The sequence below is a fragment of the Limnohabitans sp. Rim8 genome (assembly GCF_945901735.1).
Taxonomy (GTDB): domain Bacteria; phylum Pseudomonadota; class Gammaproteobacteria; order Burkholderiales; family Burkholderiaceae_C; genus Limnohabitans_A.
Map to the genome: position 1 here is coordinate 199,958 of NZ_CAMDLM010000002.1, position 21,667 is coordinate 221,624.

19 protein-coding genes and 1 pseudogene are annotated in these 21,667 nt (G+C 59.5%); 16 read left to right on the forward strand and 4 right to left on the reverse strand.

Features of this window, described 5'->3' with window-relative positions; all coding sequences use genetic code 11:
- Positions 1 to 67 precede the first annotated feature (67 nt).
- On the forward strand, positions 68 to 1,051 hold the full coding sequence (locus Q0O99_RS02160) for a tripartite tricarboxylate transporter substrate binding protein (protein WP_293748062.1): 984 nt from the start codon (positions 68 to 70) through the stop codon (positions 1,049 to 1,051).
- A gap of 35 nt (positions 1,052 to 1,086) precedes the next feature.
- Here Q0O99_RS02160 and Q0O99_RS02165 read toward each other — a convergent pair whose 3' ends face one another.
- Entirely contained in the window at positions 1,087 to 2,310 is a 1,224-nt protein-coding gene (locus tag Q0O99_RS02165; RefSeq protein ID WP_293748064.1) for a CoA transferase, read from the reverse strand.
- Positions 2,311 to 2,341: 31 nt separating this feature from the next.
- Positions 2,342 to 3,139 carry an enoyl-CoA hydratase gene (locus Q0O99_RS02170; protein WP_293748066.1) on the reverse strand — a complete coding sequence of 266 codons (798 nt, stop codon included), beginning with the start codon at positions 3,137 to 3,139 and terminating at the stop codon, positions 2,342 to 2,344.
- A gap of 196 nt (positions 3,140 to 3,335) precedes the next feature.
- Between Q0O99_RS02170 and Q0O99_RS02175 the strand changes: the two genes are divergently transcribed.
- From Q0O99_RS02175 to Q0O99_RS02210, 8 genes are all read left to right on the forward strand, one after another.
- Complete coding sequence (locus Q0O99_RS02175) at positions 3,336 to 4,274, forward strand: LysR family transcriptional regulator (RefSeq protein ID WP_293748068.1); 939 nt, start codon at positions 3,336 to 3,338, stop codon at positions 4,272 to 4,274.
- On the forward strand, positions 4,271 to 4,594 hold the full coding sequence (locus tag Q0O99_RS02180; protein WP_293748070.1) for a thioredoxin family protein: 324 nt from the start codon (positions 4,271 to 4,273) through the stop codon (positions 4,592 to 4,594). The genes Q0O99_RS02175 and Q0O99_RS02180 overlap by 4 nt, the downstream gene beginning before the upstream one ends.
- Before the next feature lie 390 nt (positions 4,595 to 4,984).
- Positions 4,985 to 6,289: an ABC transporter substrate-binding protein gene (locus Q0O99_RS02185; protein WP_293748072.1), complete on the forward strand. Its 1,305-nt coding sequence runs from the start codon at positions 4,985 to 4,987 to the stop codon at positions 6,287 to 6,289.
- 147 nt (positions 6,290 to 6,436) lie between these two features.
- Positions 6,437 to 7,330, forward strand: coding sequence for a branched-chain amino acid ABC transporter permease (locus tag Q0O99_RS02190; RefSeq protein ID WP_293748074.1), 894 nt, complete (start codon positions 6,437 to 6,439; stop codon positions 7,328 to 7,330).
- Entirely contained in the window at positions 7,330 to 8,301 is a 972-nt protein-coding gene (locus Q0O99_RS02195; protein WP_293748076.1) for a branched-chain amino acid ABC transporter permease, read from the forward strand. The genes Q0O99_RS02190 and Q0O99_RS02195 overlap by 1 nt, the downstream gene beginning before the upstream one ends.
- The gene (locus tag Q0O99_RS02200) at positions 8,298 to 9,068 is read left to right on the forward strand and encodes an ABC transporter ATP-binding protein (RefSeq protein ID WP_293748078.1); all 771 of its coding nucleotides are present in this window, start codon (positions 8,298 to 8,300) and stop codon (positions 9,066 to 9,068) included. The genes Q0O99_RS02195 and Q0O99_RS02200 overlap by 4 nt, the downstream gene beginning before the upstream one ends.
- A 1-nt stretch (position 9,069) precedes the next feature.
- Positions 9,070 to 9,729 (forward strand): ABC transporter ATP-binding protein, encoded by a 660-nt coding sequence (locus Q0O99_RS02205; RefSeq protein WP_293748080.1) that lies wholly within the window; start codon positions 9,070 to 9,072, stop codon positions 9,727 to 9,729.
- Positions 9,726 to 11,429, forward strand: a complete 1,704-nt coding sequence (locus Q0O99_RS02210) for a class I adenylate-forming enzyme family protein (RefSeq protein ID WP_293748082.1) — start codon at positions 9,726 to 9,728, stop codon at positions 11,427 to 11,429. The genes Q0O99_RS02205 and Q0O99_RS02210 overlap by 4 nt, the downstream gene beginning before the upstream one ends.
- A 22-nt stretch (positions 11,430 to 11,451) precedes the next feature.
- On the opposite strand, the gene Q0O99_RS02215 is transcribed toward Q0O99_RS02210, so the two are convergent.
- A complete protein-coding gene (locus Q0O99_RS02215; RefSeq protein WP_293748084.1) occupies positions 11,452 to 11,691 on the reverse strand; it encodes an oxidoreductase-like domain-containing protein in 240 nt (79 codons plus the stop codon).
- Positions 11,692 to 11,791: 100 nt separating this feature from the next.
- Positions 11,792 to 13,141: a guanine deaminase gene (gene guaD / locus Q0O99_RS02220; RefSeq protein WP_293748086.1), complete on the reverse strand. Its 1,350-nt coding sequence runs from the start codon at positions 13,139 to 13,141 to the stop codon at positions 11,792 to 11,794.
- A gap of 167 nt (positions 13,142 to 13,308) precedes the next feature.
- Between guaD and Q0O99_RS02225 the strand changes: the two genes are divergently transcribed.
- The 7 genes and pseudogenes from Q0O99_RS02225 (at position 13,309) to Q0O99_RS02255 (ending at position 21,598) form a co-directional block, all read left to right on the forward strand.
- Entirely contained in the window at positions 13,309 to 14,859 is a 1,551-nt protein-coding gene (locus tag Q0O99_RS02225) for an ABC transporter ATP-binding protein (protein ID WP_293748088.1), read from the forward strand.
- On the forward strand, positions 14,846 to 15,934 hold the full coding sequence (locus Q0O99_RS02230; protein WP_293748090.1) for an ABC transporter permease: 1,089 nt from the start codon (positions 14,846 to 14,848) through the stop codon (positions 15,932 to 15,934). Before Q0O99_RS02225 ends, Q0O99_RS02230 begins: the two co-directional genes overlap by 14 nt.
- Positions 15,934 to 16,854 (forward strand): ABC transporter permease, encoded by a 921-nt coding sequence (locus Q0O99_RS02235; protein ID WP_293748092.1) that lies wholly within the window; start codon positions 15,934 to 15,936, stop codon positions 16,852 to 16,854. The genes Q0O99_RS02230 and Q0O99_RS02235 overlap by 1 nt, the downstream gene beginning before the upstream one ends.
- A gap of 46 nt (positions 16,855 to 16,900) precedes the next feature.
- A complete protein-coding gene (locus Q0O99_RS02240) occupies positions 16,901 to 18,046 on the forward strand; it encodes a BMP family ABC transporter substrate-binding protein (protein ID WP_293748094.1) in 1,146 nt (381 codons plus the stop codon).
- Positions 18,047 to 18,204: 158 nt separating this feature from the next.
- Positions 18,205 to 18,954 (forward strand): annotated as a pseudogene (locus Q0O99_RS02245) (caspase domain-containing protein); the annotation flags it as partial.
- A gap of 171 nt (positions 18,955 to 19,125) precedes the next feature.
- A complete protein-coding gene (locus Q0O99_RS02250; protein ID WP_293748140.1) occupies positions 19,126 to 20,265 on the forward strand; it encodes a BMP family ABC transporter substrate-binding protein in 1,140 nt (379 codons plus the stop codon).
- Between the two features lie 106 nt (positions 20,266 to 20,371).
- Positions 20,372 to 21,598, forward strand: a complete 1,227-nt coding sequence (locus Q0O99_RS02255) for a benzoate/H(+) symporter BenE family transporter (protein ID WP_293748096.1) — start codon at positions 20,372 to 20,374, stop codon at positions 21,596 to 21,598.
- The last annotated feature ends 69 nt before the right edge of the window (positions 21,599 to 21,667 follow it).

The window sequence follows — 21,667 nt, forward strand, 5'->3', positions numbered from 1 at the left end:
TTGGTTACAGCAGACCCCGCTGTCAGACGCCACCATGCGGCATCCCCCAACCAACAGGAGTCGAGACATGAGCAGCAGACGACAGTGGATTCAATGGGCCGGCCTGGGTGCCGCTTCGCTGGGTGTGATGGGCCGTGCATGGGCCGGGCCATTCCCTGAAAAGCCGATCAAAATGATCGTGCCCTACCCGGCAGGCGGCGGTGCTGACCAGTGGGCTCGAATTGTGGCGGGCAAGGCCGAAAAATTGTTGGGGCAACCCATCGTGATGGATTACAAGCCCGGTGCCAGCACCACCATTGGCGCTGATGCTGCCGCCAAAGCGCCCGCCGATGGCTACACCGTGCATTTGATTGACAGCACCGCTTTTGCCTACGTGCCCAACATGCGCAAAGTGTCTTATGACCCGCTCAAATCCTTCACGCCTTTGGTCCATTTGGGCGACTTGCCATTTGTGTTGGTGGCCCACCCTTCTGTGCCTGTTCGCAATCTGCAAGAACTGATTGCCTTTGCCAAAGCCAACCCCAACAAACTCAATTGCGCCAGCGCCGGGGTGGGTTCACCGCACCACTTGATTGCCGAAATCTTCAAGCAACGCGCAGGCATCTCCATGAACCATGTGCCCTACAAGGGGGCTGCTCAGTACATCGCCGATTTGTTGGGCGGGCAGGTGGACTTGGCCGTTTCAACCTTGGGGCCGGCCATGCCGCACATCCAAACAGGTCGCTTCCGTGCTTTGGCTGTGTCCACCGGCAAGCGTTCAAGCACCATGCCCGATGTCCCTACCATTGCCGAGCAAGGGTTTGAGGGCTTTGATGAAAAACCCTGGAATTGTTTTGTGACCAACGCCGGTGTGCCTGCCGAAGCCCTGGACCGCTTGCGCTCAGCCTTTCGCGCCACGCTGGATGACCCTGAGGTGATTCAGGCTTTGCGCAAGACAGGTGTGGAGGAAATCGGACGCATGCCCCTGGCCCAAATCAGTGAGCAAATGCGGCTGGACAACCTGAAGTGGGGCGATGTGATTCGCCGCGCCAAAATCACCATGGACAGTTGAATGGGCGGGTTTGGCCTTCGGCATGCGCGCTGACTTCAGGCTTGGGGTCGCGCCTTGTCGCGGTGCTGATCAAACACCGCGCCTTGCTGGAACAAAGCCTCGGTGTCTTGGGCTGAATAGCCAAGTTGGGCCAGCACCGAAGCTGTGTGTTGGCCCAGCCAAGGCGCCGGCGTGCGAATGCTGCCCAGTGCACCACTGGATTTGATGGGCAAACCCAAGGTCTTCATCGGGCCAATGATGGGGTGATCGATGTCATGCACCATTTTCCGGGCCAGGACATGGGGGTCTTTCAGGGTTTGCTCGTACCCAAAAACCGGACCGCCAGGGATGCCCACGGCATCCAGCAGCGCCACCCAGTGGGCCGTCGTTTGTTGCGTGGTGACCGATTCAATGTCGCGTTCTAGCGCATCCACATGCTTGACCCGCAGGGCCTGTGTGCGGTAGTCCGGGCGTTCAAGCCAGTCGGGTTGGGCGAGGACTTTTTCACAAAAAGCCACCCACATTTTGTGCGTGCCTGCCCCCACGGTCACATACCCGTCTTGTGTGCGATAGGCTTGGTAGGGTGCAGAGCGTCTGTGCCGTGTGCCTGTGGCGGTGGGGATTTCGCCCGAGCCAAAAAATGCCCCGAATTCCCAAGGGGTCCAGGCCAGCCCAGCTTCCAGCAAAGAGGTCTCCAGGTACTGGCCTTCGCCAAAACGCAGCTTGCCGATCAGGGCACCCAAAATCCCCGACAGGGCGGTGACGCCGCTGGCAATGTCGTTCATGGCAATGCCCACTTTGGCTGGGCGGCCGCCGGGCTCGCCGGTCATCATCATGATGCCCGACATGCCTTGCGCAATGATGTCGTAGCCGCCTTTTTGGCCATAGGGTCCGGTCTGGCCAAAGCCCGACATGGACGCGTAAATCACACCCGGGTTGTGCGCGCGAATGCTCTCGTAGTCCAGCCCCATGCGCTTGACCACACCGGGTCGGAAGTTTTCCATCACGATGTCGGCCTGTGCAGCCAACTGGTGGGCGATCTTGAGAGCAGCTGGGTCTTTCAGGTTCAGGGCGATGCTTTGTTTGTTGCGGTTGAGCACCGCAAAACAATACGACTCGCCATTGACCTGGGGCTCAAATTGGCGAGAGGTGTCGCCTTTGTCGGCGTTTTCGAGTTTGATGACATCGGCCCCCATGTCCGCCAGGACCATGCTGCAGTAAGGGCCAGCCAGAACGTTGGTCAAATCCAGAACACGCAGGTCAGACAAGGGCAGTTTCATAGGAGGGCTTTCGTGAATCGGCTAGAAAGTTTCAGCGGCCAGTGAACACCGGCTTGCGTTTTTCCATGAAGGCGGTACGGCCTTCGGTGAAGTCGGCGCTGTTGAAGCACTGCGCCACCAATTCGTCGCACAGGGCCAGATTGCGCAAAGCTTCGTCTTTGACGATTTCGCCCACAATGGTTTTGATGGACGCCACGGTCATGGGCGCATTGGCCGCAATGGTGTCGGCATAGTGCTGTACAAAGCCGAGCAATTCATCTTTGGGCACCATGCGGTTGATCAAGCCCATGCTTTGCGCCTCCACGGCACTGAATTGACGCGCGGTAAAAAAGATTTCTTGCGCAAACGACGGACCCACCACGTCCACCAGTTTGCGCACGCCATCGAATTCGTAGCCCAGCCCCAGTTTGGCTGCGGGCACCGCAAATCGCGCGTTGTCGGCCGCAATGCGAATATCACAGTTCAAAGCCACGCCCACGCCACCTCCGATGCAATAGCCCTGAATCATGGCCAAGGTGGGTTTGTTGAGTTTTTTCAGGGCCTGCGTGCCTCGTTCGGCCACTTCGTCGTAATGGCGGGTGGCCTGCGCCGAGTCACGTTGCTCGGCAAACTCCGAGATGTCAGCGCCCGAAATAAAAGCTTTATCGCCTGCGCCATGCACCACCACCACGCGAATGTCGTCATCGCGCGCAAAGTCGTTTGCAATGTCTGCCAGTCCCTGCCACATCTCCAGTGACACGGCGTTGTGGCGGGCCGGGTTGTTGAAGGTGATCCAGCCCACATGTTGGTCTTTGCGGGCGATCATCTTGTCGGTTTTCAAAAGGCACATGAAAGGATCTCCATGTCAAATGATTGCCAGTATGGGCTGCATCCAGGGGCCTGGCGGTTGCCCTTGTGACAGGACGGGGTGCGCATTGCCGTGGTGTGGCCGAATGGGCAGGTGGTTCCTGTGGTTCAGATTTTGAAGCAGGAGAATGTGGTTTTGTATAAGCTGATTAAATGTTTTAAAAATTGGCATGCATTGAATGAATATCAAAGACTTGGATTTGAACCTCTTGCGCTTGTTTGATGCCGTTTGGCGCTGCCGCAGCGTGAGCCTGGCCGCTCAGCAGCTGGGCATGTCGCAACCTGCGGCCAGCCAAGGGCTGGCGCGTTTGCGGGCCGTGTTGGGCGATGCCTTGTTTGAGCGCAGCGGCTCGGGCGTGCGGCCCACGCCGCGTGCCGACCGGCTGGCGCAGGGGGTGCAAATGGCCTTGGCCACGATCGAAGAGGCGCTGAATGCGTCACAGGTGTTTGACCCGCAGCGTTCAGTGCGTGTGCTGCGCGTGCACCTGAGCGACATTGGCGAAGCGCGTTTTTTACCAGAGCTGGTGCTGGCCTTGCAGCGCCTGGCGCCGGGCATGCGGCTCGAGGCCAGGCCTGTGCCGCACCATCAAATTGGGGCGGCCTTGGACAGCGGCCAGTTGGACCTGGCGATCGGTTTCTTGCCCGAGGTGGTCGACACTTTGCAGCAGCCCTTGCTGAGCGACCGCTATGTGGTGCTGATGCGCCAGGGCCACCCGGTGGCCAAGCGATGGGGCCAGTTGCCAAAAAAAGCTGGGGCGTCTGCCGATGCAACGCACGCCTTGTTGGCCGAGCTGGAATTTGCTGCCGTTCGCACGCACGCCGACACCCTGCGTATTTTGGAGCTGATGCATTGGCAACACCGCCTGCGCCTGACGGTGAGCCATTTCTTGTCACTGCCTGGCATCGTGCGCAGCAGCGATCTGGCGGTGCTCATGCCGCGCAATTTTGCACAAGGCTTTGCGCAGGCCGGCGCGCTGGCCATCATTGAGCCCGATTTGCCCTTGCGCGATTTCACCGTGTCCATGCACTGGAGTCAGCGCTTTGACAAAGACCCGTGCCTGCAGTGGTTGCGTGTCATCGTGGACCAATTGTTCAGCACCCGCAGCCCCACACCATGAGCACTTTCAAACCTTATTTGAGCGCCATCGAAGCCCCCAGTCTGGCCGATGTGCACGCCTGGCAGGGCCTGACCCTGCTGGAATTTGGCACCGAGTGGTGCGGCCACTGCCGCGCTGCGCAGCCCTTGATCGCGCAGGCTTTGTCCCTGCAGCCGCACTGGCAGCACTGCAAAGTCGAAGACGGCCCCGGCCGCCCTTTGGGCCGCAGCTACCGCGTCAAGCTGTGGCCCACACTGGTTTTGTTGCGCGATGGCAAGGAGGTGGGGCGGCTGGTGCGGCCTTCGGGGGCGGATATGGCGGCGGCGCTGGCAGGGAAATGAAGTTGAGCGCCTGAAACCGATGAGTCATTGCATTTATCCCCAGTTTTGCTTCCGGCAAAACGGCATGCAGTTCATCGTGAGTGGGTGTTGGTGGTCTGGTCGCTTGCACTTGACAGGGCCATTTTTTAGACTTGAATCCCAGTCGTTTGTCGCGCTGATAGAGCCTATCTTCGCCCCGGTCATTAGGGTTTTCATGTGTGTCTCTGCTGGGACAAGAGTTGCCAATGCCCGCCGATAGGATGCTTTTGCCATGAGTCGCTTGGCTGAAAAGTGGAAGACTCAAGGTGCTGCTCAATGAATGCATTGGGTGCGTTTGAACCTGATCGATGCGCACTGTTGGCATATCGGCTCAGGGGTGTGCGGACAGTTCAAAAATCTAGGAGACAAGTGATGAAACGAAACAAACTGTTGGTGAAGTTGTCAGCGGTCGGTGCGGCCATGTTGCTTGGTGCTGGTTTGTCCAGTCAAGCGCAGGCTCAGGAAACATTTCGCGTCGGAATTGTGAGCTTTCTCTCGGGGCAGGCGGCGGACAGCTTCGGCATTCCGGCGGTCAATGGTGCCAAGTTGTTGGTCGAAGCCTTCAACAACGGTCAGGCCCCTGCGCCCTACAACGCCAAGGGCTTTGGCGGCATGAAGATCGAAGCCATCTACGTCGATGAAGCCGGAGGTGCGACCAAGCAGGTGCAGGAAATGCGCAACCTGTATGACCGCGAGAAGGTGGATGCTGTGGTGGGTTACGTGGGATCAGGCGACTGTCTGGCTGTGGCTCCTGTGGCCGAGGAAATGAAGCGTTTTCTGATCCTCTACGACTGCGGAACACCTCGCATTTTTGAAGAGCGCGATTACAGCTACGTGTTCCGCACCGCAGCGCACGCGGCCATGGACAACGTGTCGCTTGGCCTTTACCTCAAGGCCAAAAACGTCAAAGTCGACTCCATCAACTACATCAACCAAGACTATGCTTGGGGGCACGATTCGCTCAAAGATTTCCAGCTGACAGCCGAGCAACTGTTCCCGCAATCCAAGACGGGGCAGGACCTTCGGCCCAAGTTCGGTGCAGGCCAGTACGGCACCGAAATCTCTTCTTTGCTGTCCTCACCGGCCACCGTCACGCACTCCAGTTTGTGGGGTGGCGATCTGCAGTCATTCATTTTGCAAGCGGCTCCGCGCGGTGTGATGCGTCGCTCGCAGCTGATCTTGTCTGCGGGTGACCATGTGCTGCCGGGTTTGGGCAACAAGATGCCCGATGGCGTGATTTTGGGGGCTCGTGGTGCTTACGGTTTGATGTCGCCTGACACACCGCTGAACCGCTGGTGGTTCAAGTTGTACGAGGACCGCGAGAAGGTGATTCCCGTGCAGGCCCCCTACCGCATGGCCCAAGGCCTGATGGGTTTGAAGCTGGCAGTTGAAAAGGCCATGGCGGCCAACGGCGGCAAGAAACCCAATCACGAGCAACTGGCTGCCGCCATGCGAGGCCTGTCGTGGGAGTCGCCTGCTGGAATGATCCGCATGGTCAATGGCAAGGGCCATCAGGCGATTCAGGACACGGCGATTGGTCGCACCAAGTTCAACCCTGAAAAGAAGCGGGTTGATCTGGTGGACATCATGCGATTCCCAGCCGAGTGCGTGAATCCACCTGCCAACATGAAAACCGAAGACTGGATCAAAAGCGGCTTCAAGGGCGCCAAGTGCTGATCTGAGTCGATCAACGACTTTGCGCATTCGTCAGCGTTGTGCCCCTTTGTTCGCAAAGGGGCACGAACTGACGCGTGAGTTGTCCCTGCCGGCACCTAGGGTGCCGGCCCCGTTTTCAGCGATCCTCCACCTGGGGCGGAATCCCATATGCTTGCACTCACCATTCTTTTTGACGGCATCATTTATGCCTCCTGGCTCTTCATCGTGGCTTTGGGGCTGACGCTGATTTTTGGCGTCCTCAAAATCCTGAACATTGCGCATGGCAGCTTCTATGCGGTCGGGGCTTACGTCACGGCTTCGTTTGTCGCTTGGTCTGTGGGCGCTGGCATGTCGCCAGCTTGGTCCCTGCTGTTCATGCTGCTGGCGGCTTTGGCGGTCTCTCTTTTTTTGGCCCCTTTGGTCGAGCGGGTGTTGCTGCGTTCTTTTTATGGGCGCGATGAAGTGTTGCTGGTGCTGGTCACCTATGCGCTGTTCCTGATCCTGGAAGATGTGACCAAGTTGATCTGGGGGGCGGTGCCCTATTACGTGACAGAGCCCTACATGTTGTTCGGTGTGCTCGACATCGGTCTCATGTCCTATGTGGGCTACGACTTCATCCTGATTGGCTTTGCGATTGTTTGTGGCCTGGGTGTTTGGTGGGGGCTGAACCGCACCCGTACCGGCAAGATCGTTCTGGCGGTGATCCACAGCAATGAGATCGCGGCCAGCATGGGCATCAACGTGGCGCGGGTTTGCACGCTGGCATTCATGTTCGGAATCTTTTTGGCTTCATTGGCCGGAGCCATGACGTCGCCAATGATCTCTGTTCAGCCAGGGCTGGCCTCCGGCGTGATCATTGTCTCGTTCGCGGTGGTCATCATTGGTGGACTCGGCAGTATCGAGGGGGCGGCCATTGGGGCTGTGATCGTGGGACTTGCCCGTGCGCTCGCGGTGCACACCTGGCCTGCGGCAGAGCTTTTCAGCATCTACATTGCCATGGCCGTGGTGCTGATGTTCCGACCCGAGGGTCTCTTTCAGCGCACCCAAGCGAGGAAAATCTGATGACCAACAGCTTGAAAAAAACACTCCTCACCGGATTTTTGCTGACCGTGCTGTTTCTTGCGGGCGGGTTGGTGATGCCCAAGTGGTTGCTCTTTCTCTCGACGATGGCGCTCTCGCACGGTCTGGTGTCCCTGGGCATCGTGCTGCTGATGCGGGTGGGCGTGGTGTCGTTCGGTCAGGGCTTCGTTTTTGCCTTGGGTGGTTACGCCAGCGCCATGGCCGCCAACCATTTGGGCATCACCGATGCCTTTTTGATGGTCTTGGTTGGCGGTGGTGCGGCGGTGTTGTGTGCGCTGCCGTTTGCACCCTTGTTGTCGCGTTATCGGGGTATTTTCTTCGCCATGCTGACGCTGGCCATTTCCATGGTTCTGTACGGCATTTTGGTCAAGACCGAAGCGCTGGGGGGCTCGGATGGCTTCAACGTCAGCCGACCCACCCTGTTTGGTCAAAGCATTGCATCGGAGCAGTCGAACTGGGTGCTGTACAGCGTGGCTGTTCTGGTGGTGGGTGTGCTGGCCACCCTGGCCCGCATCTACGTGGACTCTGTGCGCGGTCTGGTTTCGCTGGCGATTCGTGAAAATGAGTTGAGGGTCGAGTACCTGGGCGCTTCGGTCTCACAGGCGGTGGCCACCAATTACCTGCTGGCATCGTTCTTGGGCGGCGTGGGTGGTGCCTTGACCCTGATGTCACTGGGCCACATCGAGCCTAACTTCGCTTATTGGACGACGTCGGGCGAGTTTGTCTTTGTGGCGATTTTGGCGGGCCACCACAGCATGTTGGCGGTGTTTGTGGGCTCTTTCGTGGTGGAGGTGGTGCGTTCGTTCTCGAACCTGTATTTCCCCAACACTTGGCAGCTGGCCATGGGGCTTTTCTTGTTGGTCGTGATCCGCTTTCTCCCCTTGGGGCTGGGCAGCCTTTGGATCAAAAGGAAGAACAAGCAGAGCGCTAAACAGGAAGGAGATCAATCATGACGACAGCCCAAACCCGCACCATGCTGTCTGCCCGAGGCCTGATGAAATCCTTTGGTGCCGTGACGGCTGCTGACAACGTCAATATTGAAATCCCCACCGGCCAGCGGGTCAGCCTGATTGGCAGCAACGGCGCAGGAAAGACCACGTTCGTGAACATGGTGACCGGTTATCTCAAGCCCGACGCCGGCACGATCGAACTCGATGGTCAGCCCATTGCGGGCCTGGGGCCCAGGCTGATCAATGGCATGGGTGTTGCGCGCTCGTTCCAGATTCCGCAATTGGCACTGGACATGAGCGCCTTGGACAACATGCTGGTGGCTGCTGCCTGCAACGACGGTCAACAATCGTTTTGGCGTCCTGCGCATGCTTCCGACCGGATCGATCGGGCCATGGCGATGCTGTCCAAGTTCAGTCTTGAGGAACATGCGTACCGTCGGGTGTCAGAGTTGCCAGGGGGCGTGCGCAAGCTGCTGGACATTGCCATGGCGCTCACCGGAAGCCCCAAGCTCTTGTTGCTCGATGAGCCGACCAGTGGCGTTTCTGTGGATGAAAAATTCCCGATGATGGACACCATCAGCGCGGCCCTTGCCAGCGAAAACGTGACCGTGCTGTTTGTTGAGCACGATATGGAGATCGTCACCCATTATTCGGACCGTGTGATCGCTTTCTACAGCGGTCGCGTGATTGCCGATGACCTGCCTTCGAAAGTTTTGGACGATCCGCAGGTCCAGCGGTATGTCACGGGTTCACTCAAGCAGGGGCACTGAAATGCTGAAAATTGATTCGGTGAATGTCACCATCCAGTCTGTTCAAGCCCTTCGTCACTTTTCGCTGAACGTGTCTGTGGGCCAGATGGTGGGTCTGGTGGGGCGCAACGGGGCTGGCAAGACCACTTTGTTGCGCACCGTCATGGGTCACCTCAAGCCCACGGCGGGGCAGTTGATGTGGAACGGCCAAGACCTGGCCGCTATGCCGACCCATGCGCGTGCGGCATTGGGCATTGGGTACATGCCGGAAGACCGGGGCCTGGTGCCTGAACTCACGGTGGAAGAGAACATCCTGATTCCCGTCTGGGTCTCGGCCCAACTGCAGCCCGATGCGCGCCTTGCGATGGTTTACGAGGTGCTGCCTGAGCTCAAGGAAATGAAGGACAGGCGTGCATTGCTGCTCTCGGGGGGCCAGCAGAAGCTTGTAGCTCTGGCCCGCGCTCTGGCAGTCGGTACCAAGCTGTTGTTGCTGGACGAACCGTTTGAAGGCGTGGCACCTGCTTTGTCGCAACGCCTGTCGGACGTGATTTTTGGTCTGCGAGGCAAAGAAATGACGGTGGTGATTGCGCAATCAGAGCTCAATCACGCGGCCTCTATGCTCGACCAAGAGGTGGTGATTGAACGCGGGGCAAATGCGGCACCTCGGAGCGCGGTGGCGTGATCCACGCTGCCATTGCACAAGCGGGTGTATTGAGCGAATCAGACCCTTGGCGCGGGGTTTCAATCCCGGCTCGGCGCCAGGAAGCCCATTTTGGCGACCGCGTACTGCCTTGCTTTGTTGACCGTGCGGACAGCCTGCATGGCCTTTTGGAGGCGACAGTGGCCAAGCACGGTGAACGCCTTGCGCTGGTCTGCGAAAACCAGCGCTGGACTTGGCGTGAGTTGGCCGAACTTTCAGCCCGTGCTGCCAGTGGATTTCTGAAGTTGGGCCTGCAACCTGGTGATCGGGTGGTTCTGTACCAAAGCAACCACCCCAGCTTTGTCGTGGCGTTGATGGCCTTGCAGCGGCTTGGCGTCATTGCCGTGGCTGTGGGGCCGCGCGAGCAAAAAGAAGGACTGGCCTGGATCGTGCAGCACTGCGGCGCTCGCGGTCTGGTGTGTGACGCTGATTTGGTCGAGCGTTTGCCGGGCCCTTCGGAGGCGCCCGAACTGCAGTGGGCAGTCTGGGTGGATGTGCAGTCGGCCTTGGGGTGCAGCAAAGGCCCTCCAGCGGGAATAGGCCAGGCTGCCCATCGCCTTCACCGTGGGTTTGATGAGCTGCTGGGCGAGCCAGCGTGCAAGCATGTGCAGCCTGTGCAAGAGGAGGACACGGCGATCATCCTCTACACCTCTGGCACGACCGGGCGGCCCAAAGGGGCGATGCTGACGCATTTCAACGTGCTGCATTCGGTTCAGCATTTCATCAGTTGCATGTCATTGACCGAGTTCGACCGTTCGATGCTGGCGGTGCCGGTGACGCATGTGACCGGACTGATTGCCAATGTGATGACGGTCATGGCGACCGGAGCTGCACTCTTGGTGCTACCCGTCTTCAAGCCCGAACTTTTTTTACGCTTGGCTGCGAGGGAGGGGATGACCCACACCCTGATGGTGCCGGCGATGTACAAACTCCTGCTGCTGGAGCCCCGCTTTGCCGAGTTTGACCTGTCACACTGGCGCATCGGCGGCTTTGGGGGTGCGCCCATGCCCACCTCCACCATCGACGACATGGCGCAGTGCTTGCCGCACCTGCAATTGCTCAATGCCTACGGTGCCACCGAAACCACATCGCCCACGACCCTGATGCCCATTGGCCAGACCCGCGCCCATGCCGACACAGTGGGTGCCCCTTTGCCCTGTGCCGCTGTGATCGTCATGGACGAGCAGGGCCATGAATTGCCTGCGGGCGAAGTGGGCGAGCTGTGGATCAGTGGCCCCATGGTGGTCAAGGGTTACTGGAATGATCCTGCCGCTACAGCCCGAGAGTTCACGGCGGGCTGGTGGCATTCGGGTGATCTGGGGACAGTCGATGCTGAGGGCTATGTGCGTGTGCTGGACCGCAAAAAAGACATGATCAACCGGGGTGGCTACAAAGTCTTCAGCACCGAAGTCGAGAATGTGCTCTTGCAAATACCCGGCGTCATTGAAGCCGCGGTTGTGGGGGTGCCTTGCCCCGTTCTGGGGGAGCGTGTGCACGCGTATGTGCATACCCATCGCAAGGAACTGGACGTGCTGGAGCTGAAGGCTTTTTGTGCCGAGCGCCTGGCCGACTACAAAGTGCCAGAACATTTGACGCTGAGCCCGGTGCCCCTCCCACGCAACCCCAATGGCAAGCTGCTCAAGCGGCAGTTGCGCTCGGCCTTGTTGGAATCGCTGAATTAGATGACCCAAAGAGCTGGGGTGTTCAGTGCCCAGCCATCAAAGTCCCAGCGTCCTCGTACCAGAACAGCAGCGCGGCGTCGTAGCTCTCCCACACACAGCCATTGCAGCCGCGCCCGTAGCAAGATGTGGGCTCGGGTGGCGGCTCTCTGAAGTCGTGGCCAGTGGCTTGCAGGCGCTGTTGGAGTTGCTCAATGCCTCGGCGCACAGACGCGCGCTGGGATGCGTAGAGGTCAATGATGGGGTGCGCTTCATTCGAGGTCATGCCCAATTGTCGGTCAGCTCAAGCATGCTTTTTTGTAGGTCGGTGGCTTCAGCCCCGACAAAGTGGACCGCCAGCATTTGTCGGGGCTAAAGCCGCCGACCTACCGATGGATATTCACGGGTTGCCCCTGCACCACCGTGTGCGCAATCAGCCGTTCATCGCCCAGCACGATCATCGCAAACAGCCATTCGGCCAGCGTCTCGGTTTGTGCGGTGCGACGGGCCAGCAAGGGCGTGGCTTGGGGGTTGAGCACCACAAAGTCGGCTTCGCAGCCGGGCAGCAGGTTGCCCACTTGGCCGCTCAGGTCCAGTGCGCTGGCGGCCCCCGCCGTGTGCTGCCACCACAGGTGCTCGGGCAAGAGGCTGATGCCGGGGCGGCCCACGCCCTGCCTTTCCACACTTTGGCGGGCCACGGTGTAGGCCGCATGCATGGTGTGAAAGGGGCTGAAGCTGGTGCCGCCGCCCACGTCGCTGGCCAGACCGTAGCGCAGACCTGTCGCATCAGATGCCGCGTAGTCAAAAAAGCCGCTGCCCAGAAACAGGTTGCTGGTGGGGCTCACGGCGGCTGTCGCGCCCACCTCAGCCATGCGACGGCGGTCGGTCTCGTCCAGGTAGATGCAATGCGCGTAGACCGAGCGCTGGCGCAGCAGGCCTGCGCGGTCGTACACGTCCAGATAACTGCGCGCCTCGGGAAACAGTTCATGCACCCAGCGGATCTCGTCGAGGTTTTCGGCCACATGCGATTGGACCCACACATCGGGGAACTGCTGTGCGATCTCGCCCGCGCCGTGCAACTGGGCCTGTGTGCTGGTGGGGGCAAAGCGGGGGGTGATGGCGTAGCCCAAGCGGTCCACGCCGTGCCAGCGGCGGATCAGTGCTTCGGTCTGGCGCAAGCTCATGTTCGTGTCGGTGTCGCGCAGGCCGTCGGGGCTGTGGCGGTCTTGCAGCACCTTGCCGGTGACCATGCGCAGGTGACGCTTTTGCGCCTCGGCCATGAACACATCCACCGATTCGGGGTGGGCGGTGGCAAAGCACAGGGCGGTGGTCACGCCGTGGCGCATCAGTTCGTCAATGAAAAATGCGGTCACTTCATGGGCGTAGGCGGGCTCTGAAAACTGCTTTTCGTGCGGAAAGGTGTAGTGCGTAAGCCAGGGCAGCAGGCCGTCGGCGGGCGAACCGATCACATCGGTTTGCGGGTAATGGATGTGCAGATCGACAAAGCCGGGCGCGATGCACAGGCCGGGCCAGTGGGTCACGGGCAGGTCGGGGTAGTGCGGTGCCAACTCGCTGTAGGGGCCGATGGCCTGGATGCGCACGATGCCGTCGGCTTCGCGGGCGGTGACCAGCAGGCCGTCGGTGTCGTGGCAGGCTTTCGGCTGGGCCGGGTCGGCGAACCAAAGTAAGCTGGCTCGCCAAGCTTGGCATTCGGTCAGTTGGGAGGTGCGGCGCATAGGGCGGTCGTGGGGCAGTGTGGGGGTCAATACGGGGATAAACACCCGGAAAAAGGAGGTGTTCGTAGTGGTACATTGTCCGGCAATCTCATGGCTTGCAAGGGGGTGTCCACGGTTGAGGCACAGACTTCGCAAGACACTTATTCAGATCCTCCAACGCATCCGACATGACCCCCCCCCTTTTGTCTCTGCAAGGCATCACCAAACGCTACCCCGGCGTGGTGGCCAACCAGGATGTGTCGCTCACCGTGATGCCGGGACAGGCCCATGCCGTGCTGGGTGAAAACGGCGCGGGCAAGTCCACGTTGATGAAAATCATCTATGGCTCGGTCAAGCCCGACGAGGGGCAGGTGTTTTTTAATGGCCAGCCGGTGCAAATCCGCAACCCGCAAGAAGCGCGCAAATTGGGCATCAGCATGGTGTTTCAGCACTTCAGCCTGTTTGACACGCTCACCGTGGCCGAGAACGTTTGGTTGGGGCTGGACAAAAACCTGAGTCTGGCCGAGGTGACCGAGCGCATCGTGGCCAAGGCCAGCGAGTACGGCCTGGACCTGCAGCCCGAGCGCCCGGTGCACACCTTGAGTGTGGGCGAGATGCAGCGGGTGGAGATCATCCGCGCCTTGTTGACCGAGCCCAAGCTCTTGATTTTGGACGAGCCGACCTCGGTGCTGACGCCGCAAGCGGTGGAGAAACTCTTTGTGGTGTTGCACAAGCTGGTCAGCCAGGGCGTCAGCATTTTGTACATCTCGCACAAGCTGCATGAAATTCGGGCGCTGTGCAGCGCTTGCACCGTGCTGCGCGGTGGCAAGCTGACAGGCGTGTGCGATCCGCGTGAAGAGTCCAACGCCAGCCTCAGCCGCTTGATGATCGGGGCCGAGCCCCCGGCTTTGCAGCATGTGGCGCGCGAGCCGGGTGCGGTGGTGTTGTCGGTCAAGTGCCTGAGTCTCTCGCGCCAAGACCCGTTTGGGGTGGACCTGGACGGCATTGATCTGCAGGTGCGTGCAGGCGAGGTGGTGGGCCTGGCGGGCGTGTCGGGCAATGGCCAAAAAGAATTGATGTGGGCCTTGTCGGGCGAAGACACTCGCGCAGGCGTGCAGTGCGGCGCGGCCAGTGTGAGCTTGTTGGGCCATCCGGTGGCGGCCCTGGGGCCGGTGCCGCGCAGGCAAATGGGCCTGCACTTTGTGCCCGAAGAGCGGCTGGGGCGGGGCGCTGTGCCCTCGCTCAGCCTGTCGCAAAACCTGCTGCTCACCCGCAGCGAAGCCGTGGGGGCGGGCGGCTGGGTGCGCACGGGCGCGCTGGCCGAACAGGCGCGCGGCGTCATCGAGCGCTTCAAGGTCAAGGCGTCGGGGCCTGACGCCGCAGCGCAGTCGCTCTCAGGCGGCAATTTGCAAAAGTTCATTGTGGGGCGCGAGATCAGCGCGACCCCGAAGCTGCTCATCGTCTCGCAACCCACTTGGGGCGTCGACGTGGGCGCGGCGGCGCAAATTCGCGCCGAGATTTTGGCGCTGCGCGACGCCGGTTGCGCGGTGCTGGTGGTGAGTGAGGAGTTGGAAGAATTGTTCGAGTTGTCGGACCGCATGCATGTGATCGCCAAGGGCCGTTTGTCGCCTTCTGTGGCGCGGGTCGAGGCCACGGTGGCACTTATTGGCGATTGGATGAGTGGCCTGTGGCCCGACGTTGCTGTTCAAGGCCAGGAGGCGCAGCATGCTCAAGCTTGAAATGCGGCCCCAGGCCTCGCGCCTGTGGACTTTTGCCTCGCCCGTGCTGGCGCTGGTGCTGACGGTGTTGCTGGGTGTGGCGCTGTTCATGGCGCTGGGCAAAGACCCGGTGCGCGGGCTGCAAATGTTCTTTTGGGAGCCCATCAAAAGTGGCTATGCCTTGGGCGAGCTGATGGTCAAGGCCACGCCTTTGCTCATCATCGCGCTGGGCTTGTCGGTGTGCTTCCGCTCCAACGTGTGGAACATCGGGGCCGAGGGGCAGTTTGTGATTGGCGCGGTGTGCGCCGGGGGCATGGCGCTGCTGGCGGACAAAGACACGGGCCGCTGGATCGTGCTGGCCGTATTGCTGGCGGGGGTGATGGGCGGCATGTTTTGGGCAGGCCTCACGGCGCTGCTGCGCGACCGTTTTAACGCCAACGAAATTTTGGTTAGCCTGATGCTGGTGTATGTGGCCGACATGGTCCTGAGCTATTTGGTTTATGGCCCCTGGAAAGACCCGGCGGGTTTCAATTTCCCGCAGTCCAAAACCTTTGAGTCGGTCACGCAAATCCCGCGCTTGATGGACGGCTCGCGCGTCAGCGTGGGCTTGTTGCTGGCGCTGCTGGGGGCGGGCTTGTTGTGGGTGTTCTTGTTCCGCACCCGAGCCGGTTTTGCCCAGCAGGTGGGCGGGCTGGCCCCGGCGGCGGCGCGTTATGCGGGGTTTTCTTCGCGCCAGGCGCTGTGGGTGGCGCTGCTCACCTCGGGCGGTGCGGCAGGTTTGGCGGGCGCCTTGGAAGTCGCCGGGCCCATCGGGCAGCTCACGCCTTATGTGCCTGCGGGCTATGGCTTTGCCGCCATCATCGTGGCCTTTGTCGGGCGCTTGCACCCGGCGGGCATGGTGTTGTCGGCGGTGCTGATGAGCATGTTTTACATCGGAGGGGAACTTGCGCAATCGCGCCTGGGGCTGCCCAAGTCGATCACCGGCGTGTTCCAGGGTTTGCTGCTGTTTTGCTTGTTGGCGTGTGACACGCTGGTGGCCTACCGCTTGCGCTGGGTGGCTGCCCACAGTTCAGTGCCAAAGAGAGGAGGCATGTGATGGAATCCTATGCATTGCTGATCGCAGCCACGCTGAATGCGGGTACGGTGCTGGCCATTGCCGCTTTGGGTTTGCTGATCAATGAAAAAGCCGGGGTGGTGAACCTGGGCGCCGAGGGCATGATGCTGTGCGCGGCGATTGCCGGCTTTGCGGCCGTGGTGCACACCGGCAACGACTGGCTGGGCTTTGCTGCGGGCATGGGCGCGGGCGCGCTGCTGGCGGCCATTTTTGGGGTGCTGGTGATTTGGCTGAACACCAACCAGTACGCCACGGGCCTGGCGTTGAGTCTGTTTGGCGTGGGTTTTTCGGCCTTTGTCGGCATTGGCTATGTGAAAGAAAAACTGCCGGACCGGCCCCATTTTGCGGTGTCTTATCTGGCCGACATTCCGCTGGTGGGACCGGCTTTGTTCAAACAGCACCCGCTGGTGTACGGTGCCATGCTGCTGGTGTTGGCCCTGATTTGGTTCCTGTACCGCAGCCGCACCGGTTTGGTGCTGCGCGCCGTGGGCGAATCCCCGGCCTCGGCGCACGCCTTGGGTTACCCGGTGCGCCGCATTCGCCTGGCGGCGGTGGTGGCCGGGGGGGCCTTGTGTGGCCTCGCCGGGGCGTACATCTCGGTGATCTACACCCCGCTGTGGGTCGAAGGCATGGTGGCGGGCAAGGGCTGGATCGCGCTGGCCTTGACCACCTTTGCCACCTGGCGTCCGGCACGCGTATTGCTTGGGGCTTACTTGTTTGGTGGCGTGACCATGCTGCAGTTCCATTTACAGGGCGTGGGTGTGCAAGTGCCCAGCCAGTTGCTCACGGCGCTGCCCTACATTGCCACCATCGTGGTGCTGGCCCTGATCTCGCGCAACCCGACCTGGATTCGCGTGAACATGCCAGCCTCGCTGGGCAAGCCCTTTTATCCCGGTTCATAATTGTTTTTTTCCCAACCCTCCGTAACCCTGTTCTAAAGGAACTGACATGACAGACCTCTCCAAGCGCTCCATCGTCAAGATGGTGGCCCTGACCGCTGTGGCCGCCGCCGCGCTGGTCGGCTGTGGCAAAAAAGAAGAAGCTCCCAAAGCTGAAGCTCCGGCTGCTGCGCCCGCCAAGCCCGAGCCTTTGAAGATCGCGTTTGCGTACGTCGGCCCTGTGGGCGACGGCGGCTGGACCTTTGCGCACGACAACGGCCGCAAGGAAATCGAAAAAGCCTTCGGTGACAAAGTGGTCACCAGCGTAGTTGAGAACGTTCTTGAAAATGCAGATGCGGAACGTGTGATTCGTGACATGACTGGGCAGGGCAACAAGCTGATTTTTGGCACAACTTTCGGCTACATGGAGCCTATGCTCAAAGTCGCTGCAGACAACAAGGGCGTCAAGTTTGAGCACGCCACCGGCTACAAAACCGCCGAGAACATGCGCACTTACGACAGCCGCACCTACGAAGGCGCGTACATGGCTGGCGTGATTGCGGGCAAGATGACTAAGAATAATATTTTGGGCTTTGTCGCCTCTAAACCGATTCCTGAAGTGATTCGCAACATCAACAGCTTTACCATGGGCGCACAGTCGGTCAACCCCAAGATTAAAACCAAAGTGGTGTGGGTGAACGACTGGTTCAACCCACCGAAAGAAACCGAAGCCGCCACCTCGCTGATCAACGGCGGTGCCGACGTGCTGATGCAAAACACTGATTCTTCGGCTGTGCTGCAGACCGCCGAGAAAATGGGCAAGCGCGCCTTTGGCTGGGATTCCGACATGACCGCCTACGGCCCCAAGGCCCACCTGGGTTCGGCCGTGATCAACTGGGGACCTTACTACGTCAAGGCCGTGGGTGAAGCCCTGGAAGGCAAGTGGAACGGTAATCAGGCTTCCTGGTGGGGCGTGAAAGAAGGTGCGATCGACATGGTCAACGTGGCCGCTGACGTGCCAGAAGACACCCAAAAGAAAATCGCCGAAATCAAAGCCGGTCTGAAAGACGGCACATTGTCGATCTGGAAGGGCCCGATCGTGGACCAAGCCGGTAAAGAAATGTTGGCCAAAGACGCTGTCGCTGACGACAAGTTCTTGGGTGGCGTTATGTTCTACGTCAAGGGCGTGGAAGGCAAGGTTCCTGGTGGTAAATGAGCCCTAAGGGCACAGCACTACTGGTGGCGTAAAGCCACTACTGAAGCTGCTCTTGGGCAGCTTTTTTACTGCATCAGCGAGGAGGTTAATTGCCATCTTTCTTGCACTAGACTTCATTGCAACAGCACAATCTACCCTGAATTGGCCATGTGATTTTTATGTTCAGAGAATTGAAGAAGTTTTTAATTTTGCTCTTGGCTGGTGTGTGCCTTGCGCTGCCTGCACATGCCAAACGGCTTGCTTTGGTATTGGGTAACGATCAATACACCGCTGTGAGCAAACTTCAAAAAGCTGGAAATGATGCCTCTGCAATGGCGCGTGAGCTGAGGGCTGCGGGGTTCACTGTCCAGCTTCACAGAGATCTCAATTACCGCGGCATGGTCAAGGCCATTGAGGTATTCGCTGCCAACATCACCGGTGGTGACGAAGTCGTGGTCTTCTTTGCTGGGCACGGAGTTCAAATCAAAGCGGGCAGCTATTTGCTGCCCACAGATATAGAGGCCACTAGCGAGAGCGAAGTAGAAAAGACGGCCTATGAACTTAATGCGCTTATAGACAAAATTAGCGAAGCCAAGCCAGCATTTAGCTTGGTCATGGTGGATGCATGCCGAAATAACCCATTGAAATCCAAAGGACGTAGCGTGGGTGCCACTAGGGGGTTGAGTGCAGTTGAGCCACCAAAGGGGCAGATGGTCGTGTTCTCAGCAAGCCGAGGGCAAGAGGCGCTTGATCGACTGAGTGAAAAAGATCCCAATCCAAACGGCGTTTTCACCCGAGAATTTATTAAACGCATGAAAAAACCTGGCGTCCGGATTGAAGACTTGATGCGGGAAGTACAGGATGCAGTTGAAAAATTGGCTGATTCGATTAGCCATGAACAGCGACCCGCAATCTACAACGAGTCCCGAGGTAACTTTTATTTTTTTGGACCGACGACGGTGCAAACATCGAATAGCACAGAGCCTTTAGTTTCGACTCAGACAAAAGATGAAAAGTTTTGGGAAGATGTCAAGGCGGCAGGCAACAAAGAAGCCTATGAAGCTTACCTGCTGAGCTATCCCACGGGGCGATACGCCCATTTGGCAAAAGCCAACATTGCGCGACTTACAACCTCAAATTCAGCACCAGCACCAGCACCAGCACCAGCACCCGCACCCGCACCCGCACAATTACCGGTCAATAAACCAACTTCGACCAATAAATTAGTCGCGAAGCAACCTTTGAGGATCGCGTTTGCGTACGTCGGCCCCGTGGGCGACGGCGGCTGGACCTTTGCTCACGAAAACGGTCGCAAAGAAATCGAAAAAGCCTTCGGCGACAAGGTCGTCACCACCTTCGTTGAAAAAGTGCCAGAAAGCGCGGACGCCGAGCGCGTGATCCGCTACATGGCGGCCCAAGGCAACAAGCTGATTTTCGGCACCACCTTTGGCTACATGGAGCCCATGCTCAAAGTCGCTGCGGACAACAAGGGTGTCAAGTTTGAGCACGCCACCGGCTACAAAACTGCCGAAAACATGCGTACCTACGACAGCCGCACCTACGAAGGCGCGTATTTGGCGGGCGTGATCGCGGGCAAGATGACCAAGACCAACGTCTTGGGGGTGGTGGCTTCCATCCCAATCCCCGAGGTCATTCGCAACATCAACAGTTACACCATGGGCGCGCAGTCGGTCAACCCCAAGATCAAGACCAAAGTGGTCTGGGTCAATGAGTGGTTCAACCCACCGAAAGAAACAGAAGCCGCGACATTACTGATCAACGGCGGTGCGGACGTGCTGATGCAAAACACCGACTCGTCGGCTGTGCTGCAGACCGCCGAAAAAATGGGCAAGCGCGCCTTCGGCTGGGATTCCGACATGACCGCTTACGGCCCCAAAGCCCACTTGGGCTCTGCTGTTAACAACTGGGGCCCTTACTACGTCAAGGCCGTGGGGGAAGCCCTGGAAGGCAAATGGACCACGGGTCAAAGCTGGTGGGGCGTGAAAGAAGGCGCGATCGACATGGTCAACGTGGCCGCAGACGTGCCAAAAGACACCAAAAAGCGCATCGACGAAATCAAAGCCGGTCTGAAAGACGGCAGCTTCTCGATCTGGAAGGGGCCGATCGTGGATCAGGCCGGTAAGGTAATGCTGGCCAAAGACACTGTCGCCGACGACAAGTTCTTGGGTGGTGTGATGTTCTACGTCAAGGGCGTGGAAGGCAAGATCCCAGGCAAGTGACGGCTCGCGCCGCAAAGGCGCTGACCGCACGAAGCCGCCCGATGCAAGTCGGGCGGCTTTTTTTTGATACCCTCAGCCCCTTGCCCACACCACCTAGGCCCAAGCTTTGTTCAAAAACCTGGAATCCTCCACAGCCTCGCGCAGAAGCGGGCGGCAAATCCTGTCTGACTTTGGCAGCACCTACGCCGCCAATGCCTTGATTGGTTTTATCTTTGCCGCCACTGGCCCGGTGGCCGTCATTTTGTCGGTGGGCACTGGCGGTGGCCTGTCGCCGGAGGAACTGGCGTCCTGGGTCTTCGGGGTGTTTTTTGTCAACGGCCTGGTCAGCATGCTGATGAGCTGGCGCTACACCACGCCGCTGGCGTTTGGCTGGACGATTCCCGGCACGGTGCTGGTCGGGCCGGCCTTGCAACACCTGACTTTTCCAGAGGTGATCGGTGCCTTTTATGTCACCAGTGCTTTGGTGCTGGTGTTGGGCTTGAGTGGTTGGGTCAAGCGCTTGATGGCGGCTTTGCCCATGCCCATTGTCATGGGCATGGTGGCTGGGGTGTTCTTGCGCTTTGGCCTGGACATCGTGCGGGCGCTGCAAAGCGATGTGGCCATTGCAGCCCCGATGGTGGCCGTGTTTTTGTTACTCTCGGTGCGTGCCGATTGGGGCAGGCGCCTGCCGCCTGTCATCGGCGCTTTGTTGGTGGGGGCTTTGGCGGTGGCGGTGTCGGGCAGGCTGGACGCCTCGGCCGTGGGGCAGCTGAGTTTGGCGCAGCCGGTCATTCAAGTGCCAGTCTGGTCGTTTGCCGCCATGCTGGAGTTGGTGGTGCCGCTGGCCATCACGGTGCTGGTGGTGCAAAACGGGCAGGGCGTGGCGGTGCTCAAAAACGCGGGGCACGAGCCACCCGTGAACATGATTGCCGTGGCCTGCGGTGTGGGCGCGGCGGTGAGCGCGGTGTTTGGTGCGGTCAGCACATGCCTGACGGGTCCGACCAACGGCTTGCTCACCTCGTCCGGCGAAAAGCATCGCCACTACATTGGTGCGTTGTTGTTTGGCGTGCTGGCCTTGCTGTTTGGTCTGATGGCGCCCACTTTCACCGGGCTCATGCTGGCCGCGCCCAAAGAATTCATCATGGTGTTGGGCGGTCTGGCCATGTTGCGGGTGCTGCAAGGCGCGTTTGTGGCTTCGTTTGGCGCAGGCAAATTCTCGCTGGGGGCACTGGTCAGCCTGTTGGTCACAGTGGCCGACATTGGGCTTTTCAATATTGGCGCGGCCTTCTGGGGTTTGGTGGTGGGGTTTGCGGTGTCGTGGTGGATGGAGCGGGGTGATTTTCAGAAAACGTGATGTGTGAGCGTCAGCGCCAATTTTCAGCGTGTAAGCTGGTGTTCACGGGGTCGGCTTCCCATTGATTTC

Bases quoted from the DNA above. Each gene is read 5' to 3' on its own strand.
- Q0O99_RS02160 (WP_293748062.1), top strand. From the start codon at position 68: ATGAGCAGCAGACGACAGTGGATTCAATGGGCCGGCCTGGGTGCCGCT.
- Q0O99_RS02165 (WP_293748064.1), bottom strand. From the start codon at position 2,310: ATGAAACTGCCCTTGTCTGACCTGCGTGTTCTGGATTTGACCAACGTT.
- Q0O99_RS02170 (WP_293748066.1), bottom strand. From the start codon at position 3,139: ATGTGCCTTTTGAAAACCGACAAGATGATCGCCCGCAAAGACCAACAT.
- Q0O99_RS02175 (WP_293748068.1), top strand. From the start codon at position 3,336: ATGAATATCAAAGACTTGGATTTGAACCTCTTGCGCTTGTTTGATGCC.
- Q0O99_RS02180 (WP_293748070.1), top strand. From the start codon at position 4,271: ATGAGCACTTTCAAACCTTATTTGAGCGCCATCGAAGCCCCCAGTCTG.
- Q0O99_RS02185 (WP_293748072.1), top strand. From the start codon at position 4,985: ATGAAACGAAACAAACTGTTGGTGAAGTTGTCAGCGGTCGGTGCGGCC.
- Q0O99_RS02190 (WP_293748074.1), top strand. From the start codon at position 6,437: ATGCTTGCACTCACCATTCTTTTTGACGGCATCATTTATGCCTCCTGG.
- Q0O99_RS02195 (WP_293748076.1), top strand. From the start codon at position 7,330: ATGACCAACAGCTTGAAAAAAACACTCCTCACCGGATTTTTGCTGACC.
- Q0O99_RS02200 (WP_293748078.1), top strand. From the start codon at position 8,298: ATGACGACAGCCCAAACCCGCACCATGCTGTCTGCCCGAGGCCTGATG.
- Q0O99_RS02205 (WP_293748080.1), top strand. From the start codon at position 9,070: ATGCTGAAAATTGATTCGGTGAATGTCACCATCCAGTCTGTTCAAGCC.
- Q0O99_RS02215 (WP_293748084.1), bottom strand. From the start codon at position 11,691: ATGACCTCGAATGAAGCGCACCCCATCATTGACCTCTACGCATCCCAG.
- guaD (WP_293748086.1), bottom strand. From the start codon at position 13,141: ATGCGCCGCACCTCCCAACTGACCGAATGCCAAGCTTGGCGAGCCAGC.
- Q0O99_RS02225 (WP_293748088.1), top strand. From the start codon at position 13,309: ATGACCCCCCCCCTTTTGTCTCTGCAAGGCATCACCAAACGCTACCCC.
- Q0O99_RS02230 (WP_293748090.1), top strand. From the start codon at position 14,846: ATGCTCAAGCTTGAAATGCGGCCCCAGGCCTCGCGCCTGTGGACTTTT.
- Q0O99_RS02235 (WP_293748092.1), top strand. From the start codon at position 15,934: ATGGAATCCTATGCATTGCTGATCGCAGCCACGCTGAATGCGGGTACG.
- Q0O99_RS02240 (WP_293748094.1), top strand. From the start codon at position 16,901: ATGACAGACCTCTCCAAGCGCTCCATCGTCAAGATGGTGGCCCTGACC.